This is a genomic window from Megasphaera micronuciformis F0359, assembly GCF_000165735.1.
Classification (GTDB): domain Bacteria; phylum Bacillota; class Negativicutes; order Veillonellales; family Megasphaeraceae; genus Megasphaera; species Megasphaera micronuciformis.
On record NZ_GL538194.1, the window covers coordinates 1 to 18943 of the forward strand.

General features: G+C 46.1%; 16 protein-coding genes. 2 read left to right on the forward strand and 14 right to left on the reverse strand.

From position 1 onward, the window contains the following. Positions 1 to 279: 279 nt before the first annotated feature. From HMPREF9429_RS03360 to HMPREF9429_RS03375, 4 genes are all read right to left on the reverse strand, one after another. Entirely contained in the window at positions 280 to 567 is a 288-nt protein-coding gene (locus HMPREF9429_RS03360) for a hypothetical protein (RefSeq protein WP_040773621.1), read from the reverse strand. A 76-nt stretch (positions 568 to 643) separates the two neighbouring features. Beyond that, entirely contained in the window at positions 644 to 1483 is an 840-nt protein-coding gene (locus tag HMPREF9429_RS03365) for an Mrp/NBP35 family ATP-binding protein (protein ID WP_006941608.1), read from the reverse strand. Positions 1484 to 1817: 334 nt separating this feature from the next. Then, the gene (locus HMPREF9429_RS03370; protein WP_006941609.1) at positions 1818 to 3116 is read right to left on the reverse strand and encodes an L-cysteine desulfidase family protein; all 1299 of its coding nucleotides are present in this window, start codon (positions 3114 to 3116) and stop codon (positions 1818 to 1820) included. A gap of 25 nt (positions 3117 to 3141) precedes the next feature. Beyond that, a complete protein-coding gene (locus HMPREF9429_RS03375) occupies positions 3142 to 4746 on the reverse strand; it encodes a gamma-glutamyltransferase family protein (protein ID WP_050777762.1) in 1605 nt (534 codons plus the stop codon). 119 nt (positions 4747 to 4865) lie between these two features. Here HMPREF9429_RS03375 and HMPREF9429_RS03380 point away from each other — a divergent pair, with 119 nt between their 5' ends. Further along, entirely contained in the window at positions 4866 to 5813 is a 948-nt protein-coding gene (locus HMPREF9429_RS03380) for a diacylglycerol/lipid kinase family protein (RefSeq protein WP_040773624.1), read from the forward strand. A 142-nt stretch (positions 5814 to 5955) separates the two neighbouring features. Here the strand turns inward: HMPREF9429_RS03380 and rpsR are convergent, their stop codons facing one another. The 5 genes from rpsR to fusA all read right to left on the reverse strand — a co-directional run bounded on the left by rpsR (position 5956) and on the right by fusA (position 10690). Next, the gene (gene rpsR / locus HMPREF9429_RS03385; RefSeq protein ID WP_006941612.1) at positions 5956 to 6186 is read right to left on the reverse strand and encodes a 30S ribosomal protein S18; all 231 of its coding nucleotides are present in this window, start codon (positions 6184 to 6186) and stop codon (positions 5956 to 5958) included. 45 nt (positions 6187 to 6231) lie between these two features. After that, entirely contained in the window at positions 6232 to 6657 is a 426-nt protein-coding gene (locus tag HMPREF9429_RS03390) for a single-stranded DNA-binding protein (RefSeq protein ID WP_006941617.1), read from the reverse strand. Positions 6658 to 6674: 17 nt separating this feature from the next. Then, positions 6675 to 6959: a 30S ribosomal protein S6 gene (gene rpsF, locus HMPREF9429_RS03395; protein ID WP_040773627.1), complete on the reverse strand. Its 285-nt coding sequence runs from the start codon at positions 6957 to 6959 to the stop codon at positions 6675 to 6677. Positions 6960 to 7095: 136 nt separating this feature from the next. Continuing rightward, positions 7096 to 8436 carry an acetyl-CoA hydrolase/transferase family protein gene (locus HMPREF9429_RS03400; RefSeq protein ID WP_040773647.1) on the reverse strand — a complete coding sequence of 447 codons (1341 nt, stop codon included), beginning with the start codon at positions 8434 to 8436 and terminating at the stop codon, positions 7096 to 7098. 178 nt (positions 8437 to 8614) lie between these two features. Continuing rightward, a complete protein-coding gene (gene fusA, locus HMPREF9429_RS03405) occupies positions 8615 to 10690 on the reverse strand; it encodes an elongation factor G (protein WP_006941623.1) in 2076 nt (691 codons plus the stop codon). Positions 10691 to 10998: 308 nt separating this feature from the next. Between fusA and HMPREF9429_RS03410 the strand changes: the two genes are divergently transcribed. Further along, positions 10999 to 12366 (forward strand): aminopeptidase, encoded by a 1368-nt coding sequence (locus HMPREF9429_RS03410; protein ID WP_006941625.1) that lies wholly within the window; start codon positions 10999 to 11001, stop codon positions 12364 to 12366. Between the two features lie 51 nt (positions 12367 to 12417). On the opposite strand, the gene HMPREF9429_RS03415 is transcribed toward HMPREF9429_RS03410, so the two are convergent. The 5 genes from HMPREF9429_RS03415 to iorA all read right to left on the reverse strand — a co-directional run bounded on the left by HMPREF9429_RS03415 (position 12418) and on the right by iorA (position 18782). Next, complete coding sequence (locus HMPREF9429_RS03415) at positions 12418 to 13755, reverse strand: acetyl-CoA hydrolase/transferase family protein (RefSeq protein ID WP_006941626.1); 1338 nt, start codon at positions 13753 to 13755, stop codon at positions 12418 to 12420. Positions 13756 to 13797: 42 nt separating this feature from the next. Next, complete coding sequence (locus tag HMPREF9429_RS03420; RefSeq protein ID WP_040773629.1) at positions 13798 to 14985, reverse strand: pyridoxal phosphate-dependent aminotransferase; 1188 nt, start codon at positions 14983 to 14985, stop codon at positions 13798 to 13800. 42 nt (positions 14986 to 15027) lie between these two features. Then, positions 15028 to 16365: an SLC5/6 family protein gene (locus HMPREF9429_RS03425; protein ID WP_232216642.1), complete on the reverse strand. Its 1338-nt coding sequence runs from the start codon at positions 16363 to 16365 to the stop codon at positions 15028 to 15030. Between the two features lie 61 nt (positions 16366 to 16426). Then, positions 16427 to 17002, reverse strand: a complete 576-nt coding sequence (locus HMPREF9429_RS03430; protein ID WP_006941632.1) for an indolepyruvate oxidoreductase subunit beta — start codon at positions 17000 to 17002, stop codon at positions 16427 to 16429. A gap of 1 nt (position 17003) precedes the next feature. Continuing rightward, positions 17004 to 18782, reverse strand: coding sequence for an indolepyruvate ferredoxin oxidoreductase subunit alpha (gene iorA, locus HMPREF9429_RS03435; RefSeq protein WP_040773631.1), 1779 nt, complete (start codon positions 18780 to 18782; stop codon positions 17004 to 17006). Positions 18783 to 18943: the final 161 nt, after the last annotated feature.

Here is an 18943-nt window from a genome sequence, read left to right on the forward strand (position 1 = left end):
GGGGATATATTTTTCTTAATCTTTCGATGGCACTTGTTTGTGCTTTCTTTTTACAGATCTATTGGGTTTAGCAATTTCACGTATTTCTTTCATAAAGTCATCGTAAAAAGACATTTCATATTTCAGCCGAGCGATTTCAGCTTCTAGTTCTTTTATCCGTTCTTTGTCTGATTTAATACTTTAATCTTTTGAGGGTGGTATTAGTTCTTTCGGTTTCATAGATGGTCTACTTTTAGGGTTAGGTTGTAATCCTGAGATTCCTTCATCTAAGTATCTTTTTTACCATGCTGCGATTAGGCTAGGATTATCTAAATTAAAATGTTCTGCTACTTCCTTAAAGGATAACTTATTTTTCCATCTGGTTTCAATAACTTTACGTTTGAAGTCTGCTGAAAATACCTGTTTAACCATTTTTCTATTTATATTATGATTAATCTTAAATTTAAGTAACCACCCATTTACAGTACTTTCTGGAATCTCAAGTTCTTTAGCAATGCTAAAAGAATTCCATCCTTTTTCAGAAAGATAAATAGCCTTTTCTTTTACTTCTTTTGAATATTTTGACACAAAAAACTGCACCTCCAAAAATTGTGTCCAATTTTTGGGGTGCAGTTCACGTAAAGAGAAACCTTCTTTTTAGTTTTTAATCATTCGTTGTAGCGGCGAGGTATTCGGCCGTGTCGGACAAGTAATTAACCGCGTACGATTCAATATCACCCTTATCCACATGGGCGGCAAATTGCGGATCAATAGGCAACTTGGCTACGTGAGGAATTTCGTACTTTTTAGCGGCTTCGTCTACATGGCTCTTGCCGAAGATTGAATGTCTCTTATGACAGTCGGGACATTCAAAATAGCTCATGTTTTCTACGATACCGAGTACGGGGACCTTCATGAGATCCGACATGCGCAAAGCTTTTTCGACAATCATGGAAACCAGCTCCTGCGGTGATGTAACAACAATGATTCCGTCGATGGGCAAGGATTGGAAGACTGTTAAGGGTACATCACCGGTTCCGGGAGGCATGTCGACAAACATGTAATCAATATCTCCCCACAAGACATCCGTCCAAAACTGTTTAACCGCTCCACCGATAACGGGGCCTCGCCAAACAACCGGATCGGCAGTATTATCGAGAAGTACATTCATGGACATAACCTTAATACCCGTTGAAGTTGTTACAGGAATAATGCCGCTTTCATCCCCTGAAGCACGTTCATTCAAACCGAAAGCCTGGGGGATAGAAGGGCCTGTAATATCAGCATCAAGAATCGCCGTTTTATATCCGTGCTTTTTCATTTGTACGGCTAAGAGGGAGGTTACTAAAGATTTGCCGACACCGCCCTTGCCGCTGACAACTGCAATGACGTGTTTTACGTGTGTTCCTTCATGCGGTTCTGCTAAGAGGCTTTGAGGTGCTTTACGATCGGAACAGTTGCTGGCACAGCCGGAGCAACTGCTTTTTGTACAATTTTCGCTCATTTATATCAATCTCCTTTAGGTATATTACGGGAACTTTGCAGCCTTAGCGGCTACGTATTGCTAAGGGGGTAAATAATGGTATCCCTCTTATGAGCAGCCCTTATTCATTGAAGGATAACTTCTGCAAACTTTCGACGGACAGATGTATAAAACCTGTGTTGTAGTCTTGTACCATACGGCATGGCTCATTCTTCTTGTGTCGAGATGGGGTAACATCCGTGAGAGAAGCGTCATGATAACCATGCGGTCGGGATATAAAAGCTATCCTATCGTTCTCATTATAGGAAGGCGAATAACATATGTCAATTATTCGGTATTTTCGTATAAACTGTTTTTAAGAACGATTTTTCGTCATCATAATATGGAGGACTTCCTTGTCGGCAACTTGCATACCCTTAGTCGCGAAAGCCCCTATATTTCGTATTGATTCGTCGGCGGTGTTGCTGACAAGGCCTTCGGCTCCACCGACACGAATTCCTTTACGAGCCAGAAAAACGGCTCTATAGGCGGCGTCGACAGCCGTGGCGATTTTCAAGGAGCAGCCGTCTCCGGCACCGTCACAAACCATACCGATGTGTTCACCGGTCATATTGGAGATGACGGCTTCCAGCATTTCGTATGAACCGTCGAAGAGAAGGGTCATACCGGCCGCAGATCCCATGGCAGCCGTTGCTGTTGCACAAAGACCGGAAAGTTTAGGGTAAAAAGCGTGAATATAAATCGCCGTAATATGTGAGAGTGCTAAGGCACGTATGTGGTCTTCACGGGATGACTTGAGATAGCGAGCCGTCACATTAACCGGGACGGTTGCTGTAATGCCCTGGTCGCCAGAGCCGGCATTCGTCATTGCCGGAAACGGAGCTCCACCCATACGGGCATCGGAAGCAGCTGTAGTTTCCATAATCAGGCGATCGTGGAAGTTTTCGGGTATCATTCCGTTTTGCAAATCATCAAGCATGGATTTGCCCAGAGAGAGACCGTAATGATGGCGTAGGCCTTCAGCTGACAAGGCATCATTAACGCGACCGGCCTCGGCCATGAACTCAATATCGGCTAAGGGAACGGTTTTTGCGAATTCATATAAAAGTTTTAGATTTAGTGTTTCCATAAAAGGCAGATCGGGGTTGGTAGGAGATGCTGATTCGTCATCTTTATGGAAAATAACCTTTTCATCCGTTTCAATGCGGACAATGTTTGTATGTCGTCCTTGGATAATGACGCGAACCCAGTGTGCATCCGCGGTAAGACAGACTTCGACATAAAGCGGCAGACCAGTGTCGGCAACTTGGACAGAAACTATTTTTTGGGCAATTAATTCTTTTGCCTTTTCCACATCGGTATCTGTTAGCTTACGAAGAACATCCAGACCGCCCTCGGGATCGCCGCCCGTAACGCCTACAGCCACAGCAATATCCATACCGGGAAGTCCCGTGCCGGGTACCTTGACGGCCATGCCGTTTTTCATGAGATTGGGTGATACGAAAGCAGCTATCTCGGTCGGTTCCGACTCTAAGTATTTGCGAGCCGTAGCCGCAGCGTAGGCTAAAGCAATGGGTTCGGTACAGCCTGTGGCATAGACGACCTCTTTTTTCAAAACTTCAATGATACGTACGTATAAAGTGTTTTCAGACATAGGTAAGTCCCCTTTTTTCGAATAGTTACCAGACAGCTACGTCCCCGTCCGTGCGAGGATCCGTAGCACCGGCAAGTATGCCGTCTTTATTTCGCCAAATAATCTGTCCTCGGCCGAATACGGCTATATCAGAATTTACAGTAACGCAATGCCCCTTTTCTCGTAAGGCGGCAACGAGGCGGGAATCAAAGTCGGGTTCAACTTCTATGTTCTTGTCGCCCGTCCATTGCCAACGAGGCTTGTTCAAAGCCGATTGCGGATCCAGGTGCTCGTCTACTGTATCGATAACTAACTGCAGTTGTCCTTGCGGTTGCATGAAGGCACCCATGATGCCGAAGGGACCGATAGGTATACCGTCTTTACTTAAGAATGAAGGAATAATTGTATGGTATGATTTTTTACGCGGTCCTACGGCATTGGGGGAAGTCGGGTCGGCACTGAAATTTCGTCCTCGGTTGTTAAGAGCGATGCCCGTTCCGGGAATGACAATGCCCGAACCGAAGCCGTCATAATTACTTTGGATGAGGGATACGGAGTTTCCGTCCTTATCGGCCGTGCAGGCATATACCGTACCGCCATCGCTTACGTCGGGGCAGTCCGGCAAGTGAGCTGTAGTGGAAATGCGGCGTTGTCGATTCAGCCTGCTTTCTTCAGAGAGAAAGTCGTCTGTTGATATTTTCATGTAGGTCGGATCGGCAATAGTTTTCTTACCGTCCGTTAGAGAGGCTTTTAAAGCCTCTATTTGCATATGCAGTTTTTCAACAGGGTCGGCAGTAGGCGGCGTAAGATTATTTAATATATCCAGTGCGGCACTTACAACAATACCTTGACCGTTAGGCGGCAATTCCCAAACGTCGTAATCTTTATATGACATTTTTACGGGGGTTGTCCAAGACGGCTTATAAGCACTTAAATCTTCGTGACGAATAAGTCCGCCTGTCATACGAGAGTATTCGTCTATTATGCGACTCAGCTGCCCCGTGTAAAGAGATGAACATGCCGTTTCGGCCAAGTTTCGTAAGGTTTTTCCGTGGTCGGGAAGCGTTAAGACGCAGCCTTCTTCGGTGGGCCCGTCAGAGAAGAACGTATTGAAGAGACCGGAAAATTCAGACCGGTTCTTGTAGGGAGCATACTTTTTGTACTCGCTTTGTAAGAGTCGGGCTAAAACCGGCATGACGGCAAAGCCATTCTCCGCATAATCCACAGCCGGTTCGAAGAGACTTTTAAAAGGCAACTTGCCGAAACGACTGTGCAATTCATACCAAGCAGCCGGGGCACCGGGAATCATAACCGGCAGCCATCCGTAGGAGGGGAGACGGTTTGGTATATTCGGATCGGATTGTGTCAGTTTTGCAGGGGAAAACCCGCTGCCGTTTAACCCGTATAGATGTCCGTCCATATGAATAATGGCGAACAAGTCGCTACCTATACCGTTGCTTACGGGCTCTAAAACGGTAAGCGCAATAGCAACGGCTACTGCAGCATCGACGGCATTTCCGCCTTTTTTTAACATATCCAGACCAATATGTGCCGCCAACGTCTGAGAGGTGCAAACCATGCCCTTGCGACCGTATACGGTGCGGCGAGGCCGGTTATATAAAGGTGTTGTAGTATTAAAACCCCATGACATAGATGTAAGGCCTCCTCGTTATGTATTCGTTTCTACTATAGCACAGGAACGTTTTATCTTCACTAAACAATTTATTATAGTTATAATAAGGACAGATGAAATGATAGGAGGGCATACCAGTGAGCCGGTGTATGATGATTGTAAACCCTACGTCCGGGCGGGAAAAGGCAAAGTATTATAAGGACGACTTGTACGCTCAACTGCAAACTATGTTCGATGAAGTGGAACTGCGTGAGACGCGGCGTAGCGGGGATGCCGTCAACTGGGCGAAAGAAGCGTCTAACAATAATTATGATGCCGTTTTTTCCATGGGTGGAGACGGGACTTTAAATGAAACCGTAAACGGCTTGGCTCAGGCCGGAAAAGAAATCAAGTTCGGCTTTGTACCCTTGGGAACAGTGAATGATTTGGCACGGGCTTTAAATATTCCCTTGCAGCCGGAAGATGCTATCGACATGTTACGGGATTGCAAGTTGGTAAAAGTGGATATAGGTCGAGTTAATGATCGTTACTTTGTCAATACTGTTGCGGCAGGTGTAATGCCCGAAGCGGTGGGAAGCGTATCTATTGAACAAAAGACGCGTCTCGGCCCGATGGCGTACTTCCTTACAGGTCTTAAGGCCTTGCAATCACGCAGAACATCACTTTTTAAGATTGAGTCGGACGAGGGAACGGAAGTCCGCAGATCGCCGCTTATCGTGGCAATGCTCACCAGTTCTGTCGGCAGTTTTAACAACATAGCGCCTAAGGCCAAGGTCGATGACGGTACGATTTGGCTGGCTGTGTTTAAGGAATTTAATTACCTGGATGTATTAAAGGTTATCCCGGAAGTCCTGGCGGGGTTACCCATAAACTCGGAGTATATGACGCTGACACAGATAAAAAAAGCACGTATTTCCATTGTAGACGATGAGAAACTGTCGACTAATATGGACGGGGATAAGGGACCGGATTTTCCGCTTGAACTGGAAGTCTGCCCTTCGTTTCTAAGTGTTTATGTGCCTAGAAAGGCCGTTCAGACAGGGTTTAGTCCTATTGTCGTTCCCAAAGAATTATTCCACGGATAACGTATTTGACCGCTCCTGTAAAGGGGCGGTTTTATTATTAACCGGAAGCGGCTTGAAGGCTGGTGTATCGTTGCCGACAGACAATAAGTTTTGAAAAATGAAAAGGCTGAAACTGCATGCAGTTTCAGCCTTTTGTTCGTTATTATTCAGCTGTGTACGGCAACAATGCAATCGCACGTGCACGTTTAATAGCTACTGTGAGTTTACGCTGATGTTTAGCGCAAACACCGGATACACGGCGAGGAAGAATTTTTCCTCGTTCCGTCGTGAAACGACGGAGTTTAGCCGTATCTTTGTAATCGATTTCTTCGATATGATCTACGCAGAAGTTGCAAACTTTTCTTCTGGGTCTTCTCGAACGATCTCTTCTCATTATATAATTCCTCCCTCTATTGGATTTGAAGGGATGTATTTGACTCTAGAACGGGATTTCTTCGTCCGACTCGCTACCTAAACCGTCAAAACCGGTATCGGATGATGCGGGTTTACTTACAGGAGCGCCCATGCTCTGGGACGAATCGGAACCCATCGGCTGTGCTACAAAATCGGCGACGACTTCCGTGCGATAGCGTTTCTGGCCGTCTGCTCCTTCGTACGAGCGAACGGAGATACGACCTTCTACGAATACACGCTTGCCTTTGGCCAAATTGTTACCACAACTTTCTGCCAAATTACCCCATGCGACACAAGGAATAAAATCAGTTAATTCGCGTTGTTCCGTACTTCCTGCAGGAATGTACGTGCGTGTGCAGGCTACGGTAAACATTGCGACTGCTTTACCTGTCTTGGTAAAACGGATTTCCGGGTCACGAGCTAAGTTTCCCAATAATTGTACTGAATTCATATCCTTTGCGCCTCCGGTTATTCGCCGATCTTAACGATCAAATGTCTCAAGATTTCTTCACGGATTTTAATGACACGGTCAATTTCGAAAATCGCATCCGGTTCAATTTCAAAGTTGATCAAGACATAGTAACCGTCGTTTTGTTTTTTGACGGGATATGCCAAGTGGCGTTTGCCCCAGAGATCGACTTTTTCAATCTTTGCACCGTTTTTTGTGAGAAGATTGCTGATAAACTCTACGATAGGAGTAACTTCAGCTTCTTCGAGCGGTTTTGCGATAAACATGACTTCGTACTTTTTCACGAAATCACCTCCTCTTCTGGACATATGGCCCTTTTTTGAAAAAAAGGGCAAGAAAGATGCTTGACCCAATCAAGCTTTTATATTCTATCACATTCGGAAGGCGAACACAAGGAAAGAGGTGTGGAAAGGGAGAAGGTTACCGTTTATTGCTGTATCGCCAAATTTTGAAAGCCTCCGCTTCTTTAATCAAGTCTTCGCGGAAATCGGGATGTGCCAAGTTAATAAGTTTTTCCGCACGTTCCCATGTGGAGGCGCCCATCAGGTTGGCAATGCCGTATTCCGTTGCTACATAATGGGTCTGGGATCGAGGTACGGTCGTGATTGTACCGGGAAGTAAGGTGGGACGAATTCGGGATTGCATTTTTCCCGACTTGTCCGTGAAGGTGGCATGGAAGGCAATGATGCTTTTTCCGCCTTTGGAGCGATAAGCACCGTCGGCAAAATCAAGCTGCCCGCCACTTCCGCTGATGTGCTTTGTTCCTGATGATTCGGAAGAAACCTGGCCGAACAAGTCTACTTCGAGACAGTTATTGATGGAGATAAAGTTATCCAGCTGAGCTACTACGCAAGGGTCATTGACATAGGAAACGGGGTAAGCCGCTAAATAGGGATTATCATCCAACCATTCATACAATTCTTCGCTGCCTGCAGCAAAAGACCAAACGGCTTTATTCCGGTCAAGGCTCTTGCAACGGTTGGTCAGACGGCCTTTTTTATACATGAGTAAGAACGCGTCGACGAGCATTTCCGTGTGCATACCCAAGTCTTTTAAGTCGGAATCGGCGATCATGGCGCCTACCGCGTTGGGAAGACCGCCAACGCCTAACTGTAAAGTAGCTCCGTCAGGAATTTCTTTCAAAATCATTTTGGCAATCGTCTTATCCGTGTCGTTGCCGTCTTTGAAAGGAATGATAGGCATGGGGATAGAACCGGCTTCGACGACTAGGTCGACATCGGAAATATGAATGCATTCGTCGGAGCCGCCGAGAACGCGAGGTGCCGCTTCGTTAACTTCCAGGATTACTTTTTTCGCCTTTTTACAAATTTCAGCCGTTGCGGAAACCGTAGGTCCGAAGGTGAAGAAGCCGTGTTTATCCATGGGGCTCACCGTAATCATCGCTACGTCCACATCCAGAATATCTCTATAAATAGACGGTTTGTTACGGTACATCATGGGAATGAAGTTGCTGAGTCCCTGCGAACAAAGTTTGCGATCGTATCCGCTCATATGCCAGTTCATGGCCGTAAATGTTTTTCGTTCCGGGTCTTCATCTATAATATGCCGCGGAGAGAGCGAAAAGGCCATACGGACTTTAATATCCTTTAATTCATCCTTACGGGCTGCCAGGGCCTTATCGAGCACAATCGGTTGTGACGTAGCCATACCGTAGTCGACCCAATCGTGGTCTTTTACAATTTTAACGGCCTCTGCGGCACTGACAGTCTTTTCTTTGTACATATCTGTCCATTGAGACATTGTAATCACCAAACCCTTCATATAAGTTGTTATTATAGTTGTTCATACGTACTCTTATTCTTAATTATAGTTCCTTGTGATAAAAAGAACAAGGTAAACAATGCAATAATCGGTTAAGCGATATACGAAAAAAGAATAGCACCCCCGCCGCTTATGCAATGGCAGAGGTGCTCATATTCTATTCCTGTTTTTGAGCGGCCTTTTCGGCAATGACCGAATCGATTACTTTTTGAGGAGCTTCTTCGTAAGCATAAAATTCCATGTTGAACGTGCCCTTGCCTTGAGTCATGGAACGCAAGGTTGTAACGTAACCGGTCATTTCGGCTAAGGGGACCTGAGCCTTGACGACTATGATGCCGCTACGATTGCGATGATGTTCCATACCGAGGATTCGCCCTCGACGACTACTGAAGTCACCCATGACATCGCCCATAAATTCTTCGGGTATGACGACGTCTACATTGTATATCGGTTCAAGAATGACGGGCTTTGCATCAGGCACACCCTTTTTCAAGGCCAGAGCGGCAGCTGTTTTGAAGGCCATTTCGGAAGAATCGACAGGATGGTAAGACCCGTCCTTTAAGGTTACTTTGATGTTAATCATAGGATAACCGGCTAATAACCCTTTGTCCAAGGTCTCGCGTACACCCTTTTCAACGGCCGGAATATATTGCCGCGGTACAGCACCGCCGAATACGGCATCGACGAACTCAAAAGATTCACCGTTGTCGGACGGCTCAATTTGTAAAAACACATGTCCGAATTGGCCATGGCCGCCACTTTGCTTTTTATGTTTCCCTTCAGCCGTTACGGAGCCGCGAATTGTTTCTCTGTAAGGAATGTACAGCTTTTCTTGCAGAGCTTTGATTCCGTATTTTCGCTCTATTTTTGTAAGAATGTGTTCCAAATGAACGTCACCCATACAATGTAAGATAACCTGATGCCCTTCAGGGTCCTTTTCCATACGGCAGGTAGGATCCTCTTCGCTGATGCGCAGGAGAGCAGCTGTCAGTTTTTCTTCTTCGCCTTTTTTTGCAGGAACCAAGGCTATCGTGTGAAGAGGTGTGGGGAAGCGAACGGGTTCGTACACAATGGGGAAGACCGAGGTTGCCAGTGTGTCACCTGTTTTGGCATCGCCCAGCTTCGGCAAGACGACAATATCACCGGCCGTAGCCTTATCTACAGGAATCTGTTCCTTTCCTACCAGAGTAAAGACTTTGCCGATTTTTTCCTCTTTTTGCTGATTTATATTGACAATGCGGTCGCCTTCTTTTAATTCGCCCGAAAAAATTCGAATATAGCTTAATTTTCCGGAGAACGGATCGATGGACGTTTTAAAAATAAAGCCGGTAAAGGGCTTATTAGGATAAACCATGACCGGTTCATTATCCGCCGTGTTAGTGCCCATAATTACTTTTTGGGAAGCGTCGGGCATATAGCGAACCAGACGATTCAGCAGTTCCGTAGTACCCATGTGGGTTGTGGCGCTGCCGCACATAACAGGGCAAACGCGTCCGGTGAGCATGCCTTGACGTAAGCCGAAACGTAGTTCCTCCAGGGTCAGTTCTTCGCCGTTCAAATATTTTTCCAGTAAAGTGTCGTCACCTTCAGCCGCCGCTTCCATGCACATTTCACGAACTTCGCGTGCCTTTGCCATATATTGAGGAGGTACTTTGATTTCCTTGACCTCTGCACCGGTCCATTCCCAAGCCATCATTTTGCAAACGTCGATAATGCCGCGAAAATCATGTCCTTCACCTATAGGTATTTGTAAGGGCATAATGGATTTGCCGAAAAGGGAACGCATTTTTTCCAACGTTCCGAAGAAGTCGGCATGTTCCGTATCCATTTTATTAACATAAATCATACGCGGAAGTTGTAATTCTACGCCATAGTCCCACGCACGTTCAGTATCCATTTCAATGCCTTCTTCAGCCGATACGACAAGTAAAATGCCGTCACAGGCCCGTAAGGCGGCACGCACTTCTCCGCAAAACTCGGAGTAGCCGGGCGTGTCGAGGAAATTGAGCTTATATCCATCCCATTCACACGGAGCGATGCCGAGTTGAATAGTTACATTCCGCTTAATTTCTTCAGGTTCGAAGTCCATAATGTGCTTATTATCTTTGCCTGTCCCTACGGCCGATACGGCGCCGCCGGCAAGGAGTAATGATTCTACAACGGCCGTTTTGCCGGCTCCGTCATGTGAAAGTACAGCTACGTTACGAATTTTATCGCTTGCATATTCTTTCATACATTAATCGCCTCCTAAGAAATACGTTATTGTTATAATTCGGCGTAGAGTAAAAAAATCCTTCTTTTTTAATGAAACTTTTCAGGGCCTTCTATGCCGATTCGGAACGACATAGTCAAGAAGAATTACTCAACCGCATGAAATTCCGTGCTTTTCAAGGAAGACCGGAAGAAATTATTAAAAATATGAACGAACAGCCCTGTTTATTTCAGTATGATGTATTATAATAAAGAAGATTCCGATACGGGTTATGAGCGCTTGCGGTCGGAGTGAACTGTATAAGAAGCTTATGAAGTAGGAGGAAGAGAATGCAGACTTTTGATAGAGAACATAGCGTATGGGCCAGATTTGATGTGCAGGAACGGAGAAAGGTTGATGAATATTGTAAAAATTATCGTCAGTTTCTTGATACGGCACGGACGGAACGCTTGGCAGCTAAAGAAATTCTCGGACAGGCCGAGAGTGCGGGATTTCGTTCTATAGACTCATATACGAGTTTGCAAGCGGGAGATAAGGTTTACTGGAATCAAAAGGACAAGTCCGTTATTTTGGCAGTCATTGGAAGACGACCCTTGGAAGACGGAGCCAGGATCGTCGGCTCACATATAGATTGCCCGCGATTGGATTTAAAGGTAATGCCGGTTGTCGAAAAAAATAAAATCGTTTATTTTAAGACCCATTATTATGGCGGGGTTTTAAAATACCAGTGGGTATGCCGGCCTTTAAGTTTAATCGGAGTTGTATATAATACGGACGGTCGTAAGACGGAAGTCTCCATCGGTGATAATCCGGATGATCCCGTATTTTTCATTAATGATTTATTACCGCATTTGGGAAAAGACCAGGCGGCAAAAAAGTTAAGTGAAGCGATTGAAGGTGAAATGCTCATGCCGGTTGTCGGGCTTTGCGGGGAAGAAGAGGAAGTTAAACCGGCAATACTGCAGATTCTTAAAGATAAATACGGCATTGAGGAAGAGGATTTTGCCAGTGCGGAACTGGAAATTGTTCCGGCCCAAAAGAGCCGTGACGTGGGACTGGATCGCTCCATGATTATGGCACACGGACACGACGATCGGGTGTGCTCATATGCCAATTTGGCGGGGATTTTAGATGCAACGGCAGGAGAATTTACCCAAATTGCTCTTTTTGCGGATAAGGAAGAAATCGGGTCAGTAGGAAATACCGGTGTTCAAGCATCGTATTTCCAGGATTTTGTAGCGGAACTATTGGCTTTACAAGGGAAAAAGGAAGAATTATTTGTTCGCCGTATGTTGCGCCATAGCAAGGTCTTGTCAGCCGATGTGTGCGCGGCTTTTGATCCCGTGTTTCCCGGAGCTTACGAAGAAAATAATTCGGCACGCTTGGGTTACGGTATTTGCTTATGTAAATATACGGGAGCTCGCGGTAAAGCCGGCAGTAATGATGCGAATGCCGAGTTTTTGGCACAGGTGCGCCGAATTTTCAATGCAAACGGTGTTCCGTGGCAAACCGGGGAACTCGGTAAGGTAGACCAGGGGGGCGGCGGTACGATTGCCTATATTATGGCCGACTGGGGGTGCGAGGTCGTTGATTGCGGCGTAGCCATGCTCAGTATGCACGCACCGCTTGAATTGGTTGCCAAAACTGATGCGTACTGTGCGTATCTTGCCTATAAAGCCTTCTTTGAAAGCAAGTAATAAAAATATAAAAACGTCCTGTCAATATTTGATTTGACAGGACGTTTTGTATTATCGTTTGTTGCTTTTGCGCCAAATTTGTTGCTTTTCAGCGGCTTGAATCAACTCTTCGCGGAAGTCGGGGTGAGCCAAACCGATTATTTTTTCGGCGCGCTCCCAGGTAGGTAAGCCGACGAGTCTGGCTATGCCGTATTCCGTAACCATGTACGGAGCTTGCGTGCGCGGAGTCGTAATAATGTCGCCTCTCGTAAAATGCGGAAATATATTGGAGTGGCGGATACCTTTTTTTTCGACATACATGGACGGCATGGCGAGGAATGCCTTGCCGTGAGCAGCGCTATAGGCTCCGGTTACAAAGTCGAGTTGTCCTCCGGTACCGCTGATTTGTCGTGTGCCCGATGATTCGGAACAAATTTGTCCGTACAAGTCCATGGAGATACAGCTGTTAATGGAAATAAAATTATCCAGTTCTGCCATGACCGTCGGATTATTTACATATGACATAGGGGCCGAGAGTATTGACTCGTTTTGGTGAAGAAAGTCGTATAACTCTTCCGAACCCATGCAAATGGAGAAAACACCTTTGCCGCGATGGAGGGTTTTCTTTTTGTTCGTGATTTTCCCGGCCTTGTACAGCTCCAAGTACCCGTCACTCATCAATTCAGTGTGCATGCCCAAGTCTTTCAAATCGGATTGGGCAATAAGTGAGCCCAAGGCGTTAGGCATACCGCCAATACCGAGTTGAAGTGTCATGCCGTCGCGTAAATACGGAAAGATGTGTTCGGCAATTTTAATGTCAATGTCTCCGGGATTGCGATTAGGCATAGTCGGCAACGGCGTGTCCGATTCGACAATGTAGTCTACATCGCTAACGTGGATATGGTCATTAGCCAGGCCCGAGATAACGGGCATGTGCTTATTCGGAATGACGATAATCTTGCGAGCCGCATCTAACATTTCCTGTTGGCAACAGTTCGTGAGGCCGAAGCTGAAATTACCGTGCCTATCCATCGGGGAGACGGTAAGCATGGCTACATCGACGGGAGCGATGCCCTGTTCATAATAGGAACCGCAGTGGCGGAAGAGCATGGGTTCATGGTAAGCCATACCCTTGTCGAGATAAGTTCGATCTAAACCGGAACAGTGCCAGAGGTTATACGTAAAAGCCGTCTGGTCCGGGTCTTCTTCTACGACAGCAATCGGGAGGGCGGAAATGGCGTTACGGACCTTAACGTCCGTCAGTTCATCTTTACGAGCCGCCAGAGCCTTATCCAAGTCGGTCGGGAAAGAACAACATTGACTGTAGTCGATCCAATCACCGCTTTTTACAATTTTTGCAGCCTCTTCGGCAGTAATTAACTTTTTTCGGTATTCGTTGAGAAAATCCATGAAGCACCTTCTTTTCTATAGTAGGTAAGCGAAGAATGAGATTTAACGATAGGACTTCATCAATTCGGCGAATGCCGGGAGAGAACGGCGAATCATATCGGGCTGTACGCAATAGGAAATACGGACATAGCCGGGGCATCCGAAGCTGTCAGCCGGTACAATGAGCAGGTTAAGCGCCTTTGCTTTTTCGGAGAAGGCATTAGCATCCGCTTCGGGAGATTTGACGAATAAGTAAAAGGCCCCGCTCGGATATACACATTCATAGCCCAATTCTTTAAGACCGTTGTAAAGCAATTTTCTGTTAGCGTCATAGACGGAAATGTCCGACGTTTGTCCAAGGCATTTTAAGACTACGTCTTGGAAGAGATGGGGAGCGCATACGAAGCCCATGATGCGGCCTGCACCGCAGACAGCCGTATAAATTTCCTTACTGTCCGTAGCCGAAGGAGGGACGAGGATGTAGCCGATGCGTTCGCCCGGTAAGGACAGGGATTTACTGTACGAATAGCAGATAATCGTATCCTTATAGTAGTGAGGAACATAAGGGACGGTCAGGCCGTCATAAATAATTTCGCGATACGGTTCGTCGGCAATTAAATAGATGGGGTGTCCGATTTCGCCGGACTTCTTTTCCAAGAGAGCGGCTAATTTCTTATACGTATCTTCAGAATATACGACGCCGGAAGGGTTGTTCGGAGAATTGATAATCAGAGCTCGTGTTTTCGATGTAATCGCCTGTTCCAAAGCATCGAAGGGAATCTGGAAGCTTTCCATATCGGGCGGTACTACGACTTTTTCAGCTCCCGAATTTTTAATAAAAGCTGTGTATTCCGGGAAATACGGAGCAATGACGACGATTTCATCGTCCGGAGATTCTACAAGGGCCTTTAACGTAATAGTCAAGGAAGCGGCAGCACCGCAAGTCATGTAGAAGTTACCTGCTTCGACGCCGGCATTGAAGGTTTTATTCATATAATCGGCTAATCCTTTGCGGACGACAGGGTCGCCGGCTGCTGCCGTATACCCGTGAACAGCAACGGCTGTGCGGGTTTCCATGATTTCCGTAACGGCGTCTTTGATACATTCCGGAGCCGGCACGGTAGGGTTACCGATACTGAAGTCGAATACGTTTTCGTCACCTATTTTTGCGGCTTGTTCACGGCCATATGTAAAGAGGGCGCGAATTACGGAGCTCTGAGCCCCCCATTGATACATTTCTTTAGATGCCAATGAAATCACTCCTTTATGAAGAGAATATCATGTTAACCGTCCCTATGAAAGGGAGATAAACGGTGAAATAAGTAAGAAGAAACCGAGTAAGGCTATGGGTACGACCTGGAACGTGCGGTATTTCTTAAAAACGTCAAGTTTATATACAAGACAAAGGGGTAAGAAACAAGCGATAATTCCGATCATAGGGCTTAACAGAGAAGCAAAGCTGAGTACCGGGGCATTAAAAACGATGACGGCCCAACAAAGGACTATACAGAAAATACTGGTGCCGTATTTAATGATTGTGCGGTTGATTTTATCCGTCGGAATAAGCCGTTCCAATATGTTAACGGCAATGCCGCAACAAGAGTCGCGGAAACTAAGGAACATAGCAAAATAGGCCGTTACAATGGCAAAAATATTAAGCAAGAGACTGAAGACTTTTACTAACGAGCCGTCAATATCTTTTGCCGCCATAGCCAAGGAGGAAATGTTGGCATGATATGCCTGAATGGCCTGTTCTTGAGAGATTGCCAAGTTAAAGGATACGGTGTAGAAAATTACGACTACCAACAAGATGATGTAAGCGTAATTGTATGTACGTAATGCCTTATAGTGGGCTACTGTTTTATTTTCGGCATGATTGCGGTAGTAGATAACCGTAGGGCTGAGATTGGCGAAGAATTCAATAGACAATGCGGCAAAGGGTAAAATAATGATGAATTGCTTAATTATGTACCCGATATTATGCACAGGAGCGATGTTGGCGACGTTCCAGTATTGAACCATTAACACACCCATGGCGGCAATGACGAAGACCTTCGTAAGAACCATGCCTGATGCGACTTTAAATAACAGCTTTTCACCTTGAGAAGCAACGGCTACGAGAACGCAAATTATGCCCAATCCGTAGAAGATGTTATCAGCCATGGATGTTTCCGTGACCCCGAAGGTTACGAGGAAAGAAGCGCTGTCATTGGTCAGTGCGGTTGAATAGAGAAAGATGAGGATCGTCGTAAAGATAAAATAAATAGCACCTAAGGCGAACCCCCAGTTCTTGCCCAGGTATCCCGAAATAATGCCTGCAAAGTCTTCACACTTCGGCGCATCGGCCAGAATATTTAAGAAGAGTTTCTGGTGTTGATACATAATAGGATAGCCGATGAGTGCGGCAAGAATATAAATCCACAAGCCGGATAAACCGACCTGAACGGGAAGAAAAACAATGCCGGCGCCGATTGCCATGCCGATGTCCATAATAATCCACCCAATGTCAATACCGCCGAGCTTTGTTGCGGCCTTCCATTCGGAAAGGGTCATACCCGCTTCTTTAGCCAGCTCTTCTTGAGACGGGCCTGTGAAACGGTTGATGATAGGAAGCTTTTCAATGAAAGACATAATACCCTCCTGAAAACTCTCTCTTACGGGCCTCCCCCGACCCGTAAGAGGAGTAAAATTGTTATACGGCAGCCATACCTGCATCGAATGCTTTTAAGTTTATATCAACGAATTTAGGCTTCACTGTACGACTGATAATAGATTTCCAATCAATATCCGTTAGATCCAATGCTTTGATTAAGGCTCCGAGAAGAACGACGTTGGCACTTTTGGGGTTGCCGATATCCGTAGCAATCTGTGTGGCATTTAAGGGTAACACGGTAGTCCGCGCTTTTAATTCTTCCAAGACGGTTTGCGGATATTTTCTTTTTCCCGATAAGACGGGCATAGACGGGATCTGGAGCGTATTGACAACAACCTTGCCTTCGGGTTTTAAGAACTTCAGGTAACGGGCCGCTTCCATTTCTTCAAAAGAAACGAGTAAGTCCGCTGTTCCAGGACCGATAATGGGAGAGTAGACCTTCGGACCGAAGCGTACTTGAGTACTTACGGAACCGCCGCGTTGGCTCATGCCGTGTACTTCCGACATTTTTACATCATAACCGCTTTCTATTAAACCGATAGTGAGAATTTTGCTGGCAAGAATTGCACCTTGTCCGCCGACGCCGACAAAGAGCACGTTTTTGATTTCGCTCATATTAACGAGCCTCCTTCCGGGAAATGGCGTTGACCGGGCAGACCTGGGCACAAACGCCGCAACCGACACAGTCTACGGAAATATTCGATTTTCTGCTTTCGTCGTCAAAACGCAATGCCGGGCAACCGGTAGAGAGACATTTTTTGCAACCGATGCACTTGTCCTGGTCAACGACAAAGGGTGTCATATTTAAATCAAATTGTTCTTTATCTTCTTTAGAGAATTTCTTCAAAACACAAGGCCATTTGGTGATGATTACGGACGGTTCATCCGTAATAGCGTAAGCCCAGTCCAGAGCTTCGTTCATGGCTTTTAAGTCCAAGGGATTGACGATGCGAATATTTTTCAAGCCCAAGGCACGGACTACGGCTTCGATGTCGATAAACGAGGTTGTATCGCCCTTGATATTATAGCCTGTACCGGGGTTTTCCTGATGACCGGTCATACCCGTAATACGGTTGTCGAGGATGACATTAATTGTCGGAGACCCATTGTAGGCCACCTCTATGAGAGAGTTAATCCCCGTATGGAAGAAAGTAGAATCGCCCATGATGCTGACGACGCGTTTCGGTTGGTTGCTTTTTTCGAAAGCATGAGACATGCCGTGCCCTAAGGAGAAAGCGGCACCCATACAGACTGCCAGATCGATGGCATTTAACGGATCGGCACCACCGAGAGCATAGCAACCGATATCGCCGATCATAACCGTATCTTTACGCTTGCTGAGGGCATAGAAGAAGCCTCTGTGCGGACAGCCGGCACAGAATGTAGGAGGTCTGGGAACCAATAAGTCTTGAGGTACATCGTTGAATTCCCGGGTTGTCCCAAGAATGGCTTCGGCAATGATATTGGGGTTTAATTCATCAATCTTGGGAATGACGTCTTTGCCGTGGCAGTCGATACCGGCCGTGCGAAGAATCTCTTCCATATACGGATCCAACTCTTCGATGACATATAATTCGTCTACCTTTTCGCGGAATGCACGAATTTTCTCAACCGGCATGGGATAGGATAACCCGACCTTAAAGTAGGATGCTTTGTCGCCGAACACGTCTTTGGCATACATGTAAGCGGCACCGGATGCAACAATACCGATTTTCGTATCATGCATTTCTTCGTAGTTCCAAGGACAGTCGTTGCTATAAGCTTTTAATTTTTCTTCGCGAGCTTCGACGATATGTCGGCGTACTTTGGAAACGGCCGGAATAGCATCATTTCGTTCAGGATGCTTTTCGTACAGGACAGGGGCAACCTCTACACGATTGCCTTCAGTAACAAGGCTCTTGGAATGACAGACACGTGTCGTCATACGAATCATGACAGGCACTTCAAATTCTTCACTGAGACGATATGCGTCTTTGGTCATGTCGAGACATTCTTGAGAGTCCGAAGGTTCAAGCATGGCGATTTTCATGAATTTCGCGTAGTTTCGGTTATCCTGTTCGTTCTGGGATGAGTGCATACCCGGATCGTCTGCGGAAACGAAGGCAAATCCGCCGTTTACGGCTAAATACGAGAAGGTAAAGAGGGGATCGGCAGCTACGTTTACGCCTACCCTTTTCATAGCGGCAAAAGAACGTACGCCGGCCATTGATGCACCGATAGCAGCTTCCATGGCTACTTTTTCATTAGGAGCCCATTCGGAGTAAATTTCATCATACGTCGATACGTTTTCCAATATTTCCGTACTGGGAGTGCCCGGATAGGCCGAGGCAAAGAGGACGCCGGCCTCGTAGAGGCCTCTGGCGACGGCTTCGTCACCTGTTAACAGTTTTTTCATCGTACAACCTCCTGGTTTAATAAAATATGACGTTTTTACGTCTTTCATTCTTAAACTTATGAATGAAATTATCGTGCCAACATATAAAAAGGCGGATTTATGCGAAAGGTAGATTTTAAAGATATTAAAGACATAAAAAAATGTAAAAAAAATAGACATGA

Coding starts and splice junctions, on each gene's coding strand:
- HMPREF9429_RS03365 (WP_006941608.1), bottom strand. CDS start 1,483: ATGAGCGAAAATTGTACAAAAAGCAGTTGCTCCGGCTGTGCCAGCAAC.
- HMPREF9429_RS03415 (WP_006941626.1), bottom strand. CDS start 13,755: ATGGATTTTCTCAACGAATACCGAAAAAAGTTAATTACTGCCGAAGAG.
- fusA (WP_006941623.1), bottom strand. CDS start 10,690: ATGAAAGAATATGCAAGCGATAAAATTCGTAACGTAGCTGTACTTTCA.
- HMPREF9429_RS03400 (WP_040773647.1), bottom strand. CDS start 8,436: ATGTCTCAATGGACAGATATGTACAAAGAAAAGACTGTCAGTGCCGCA.
- HMPREF9429_RS03430 (WP_006941632.1), bottom strand. CDS start 17,002: ATGAGCGAAATCAAAAACGTGCTCTTTGTCGGCGTCGGCGGACAAGGT.
- iorA (WP_040773631.1), bottom strand. CDS start 18,782: ATGAAAAAACTGTTAACAGGTGACGAAGCCGTCGCCAGAGGCCTCTAC.
- HMPREF9429_RS03410 (WP_006941625.1), top strand. CDS start 10,999: ATGCAGACTTTTGATAGAGAACATAGCGTATGGGCCAGATTTGATGTG.
- HMPREF9429_RS03390 (WP_006941617.1), bottom strand. CDS start 6,657: ATGAATTCAGTACAATTATTGGGAAACTTAGCTCGTGACCCGGAAATC.
- HMPREF9429_RS03370 (WP_006941609.1), bottom strand. CDS start 3,116: ATGTCTGAAAACACTTTATACGTACGTATCATTGAAGTTTTGAAAAAA.
- rpsR (WP_006941612.1), bottom strand. CDS start 6,186: ATGAGAAGAGATCGTTCGAGAAGACCCAGAAGAAAAGTTTGCAACTTC.
- HMPREF9429_RS03425 (WP_232216642.1), bottom strand. CDS start 16,365: ATGTCTTTCATTGAAAAGCTTCCTATCATCAACCGTTTCACAGGCCCG.
- HMPREF9429_RS03375 (WP_050777762.1), bottom strand. CDS start 4,746: ATGTCATGGGGTTTTAATACTACAACACCTTTATATAACCGGCCTCGC.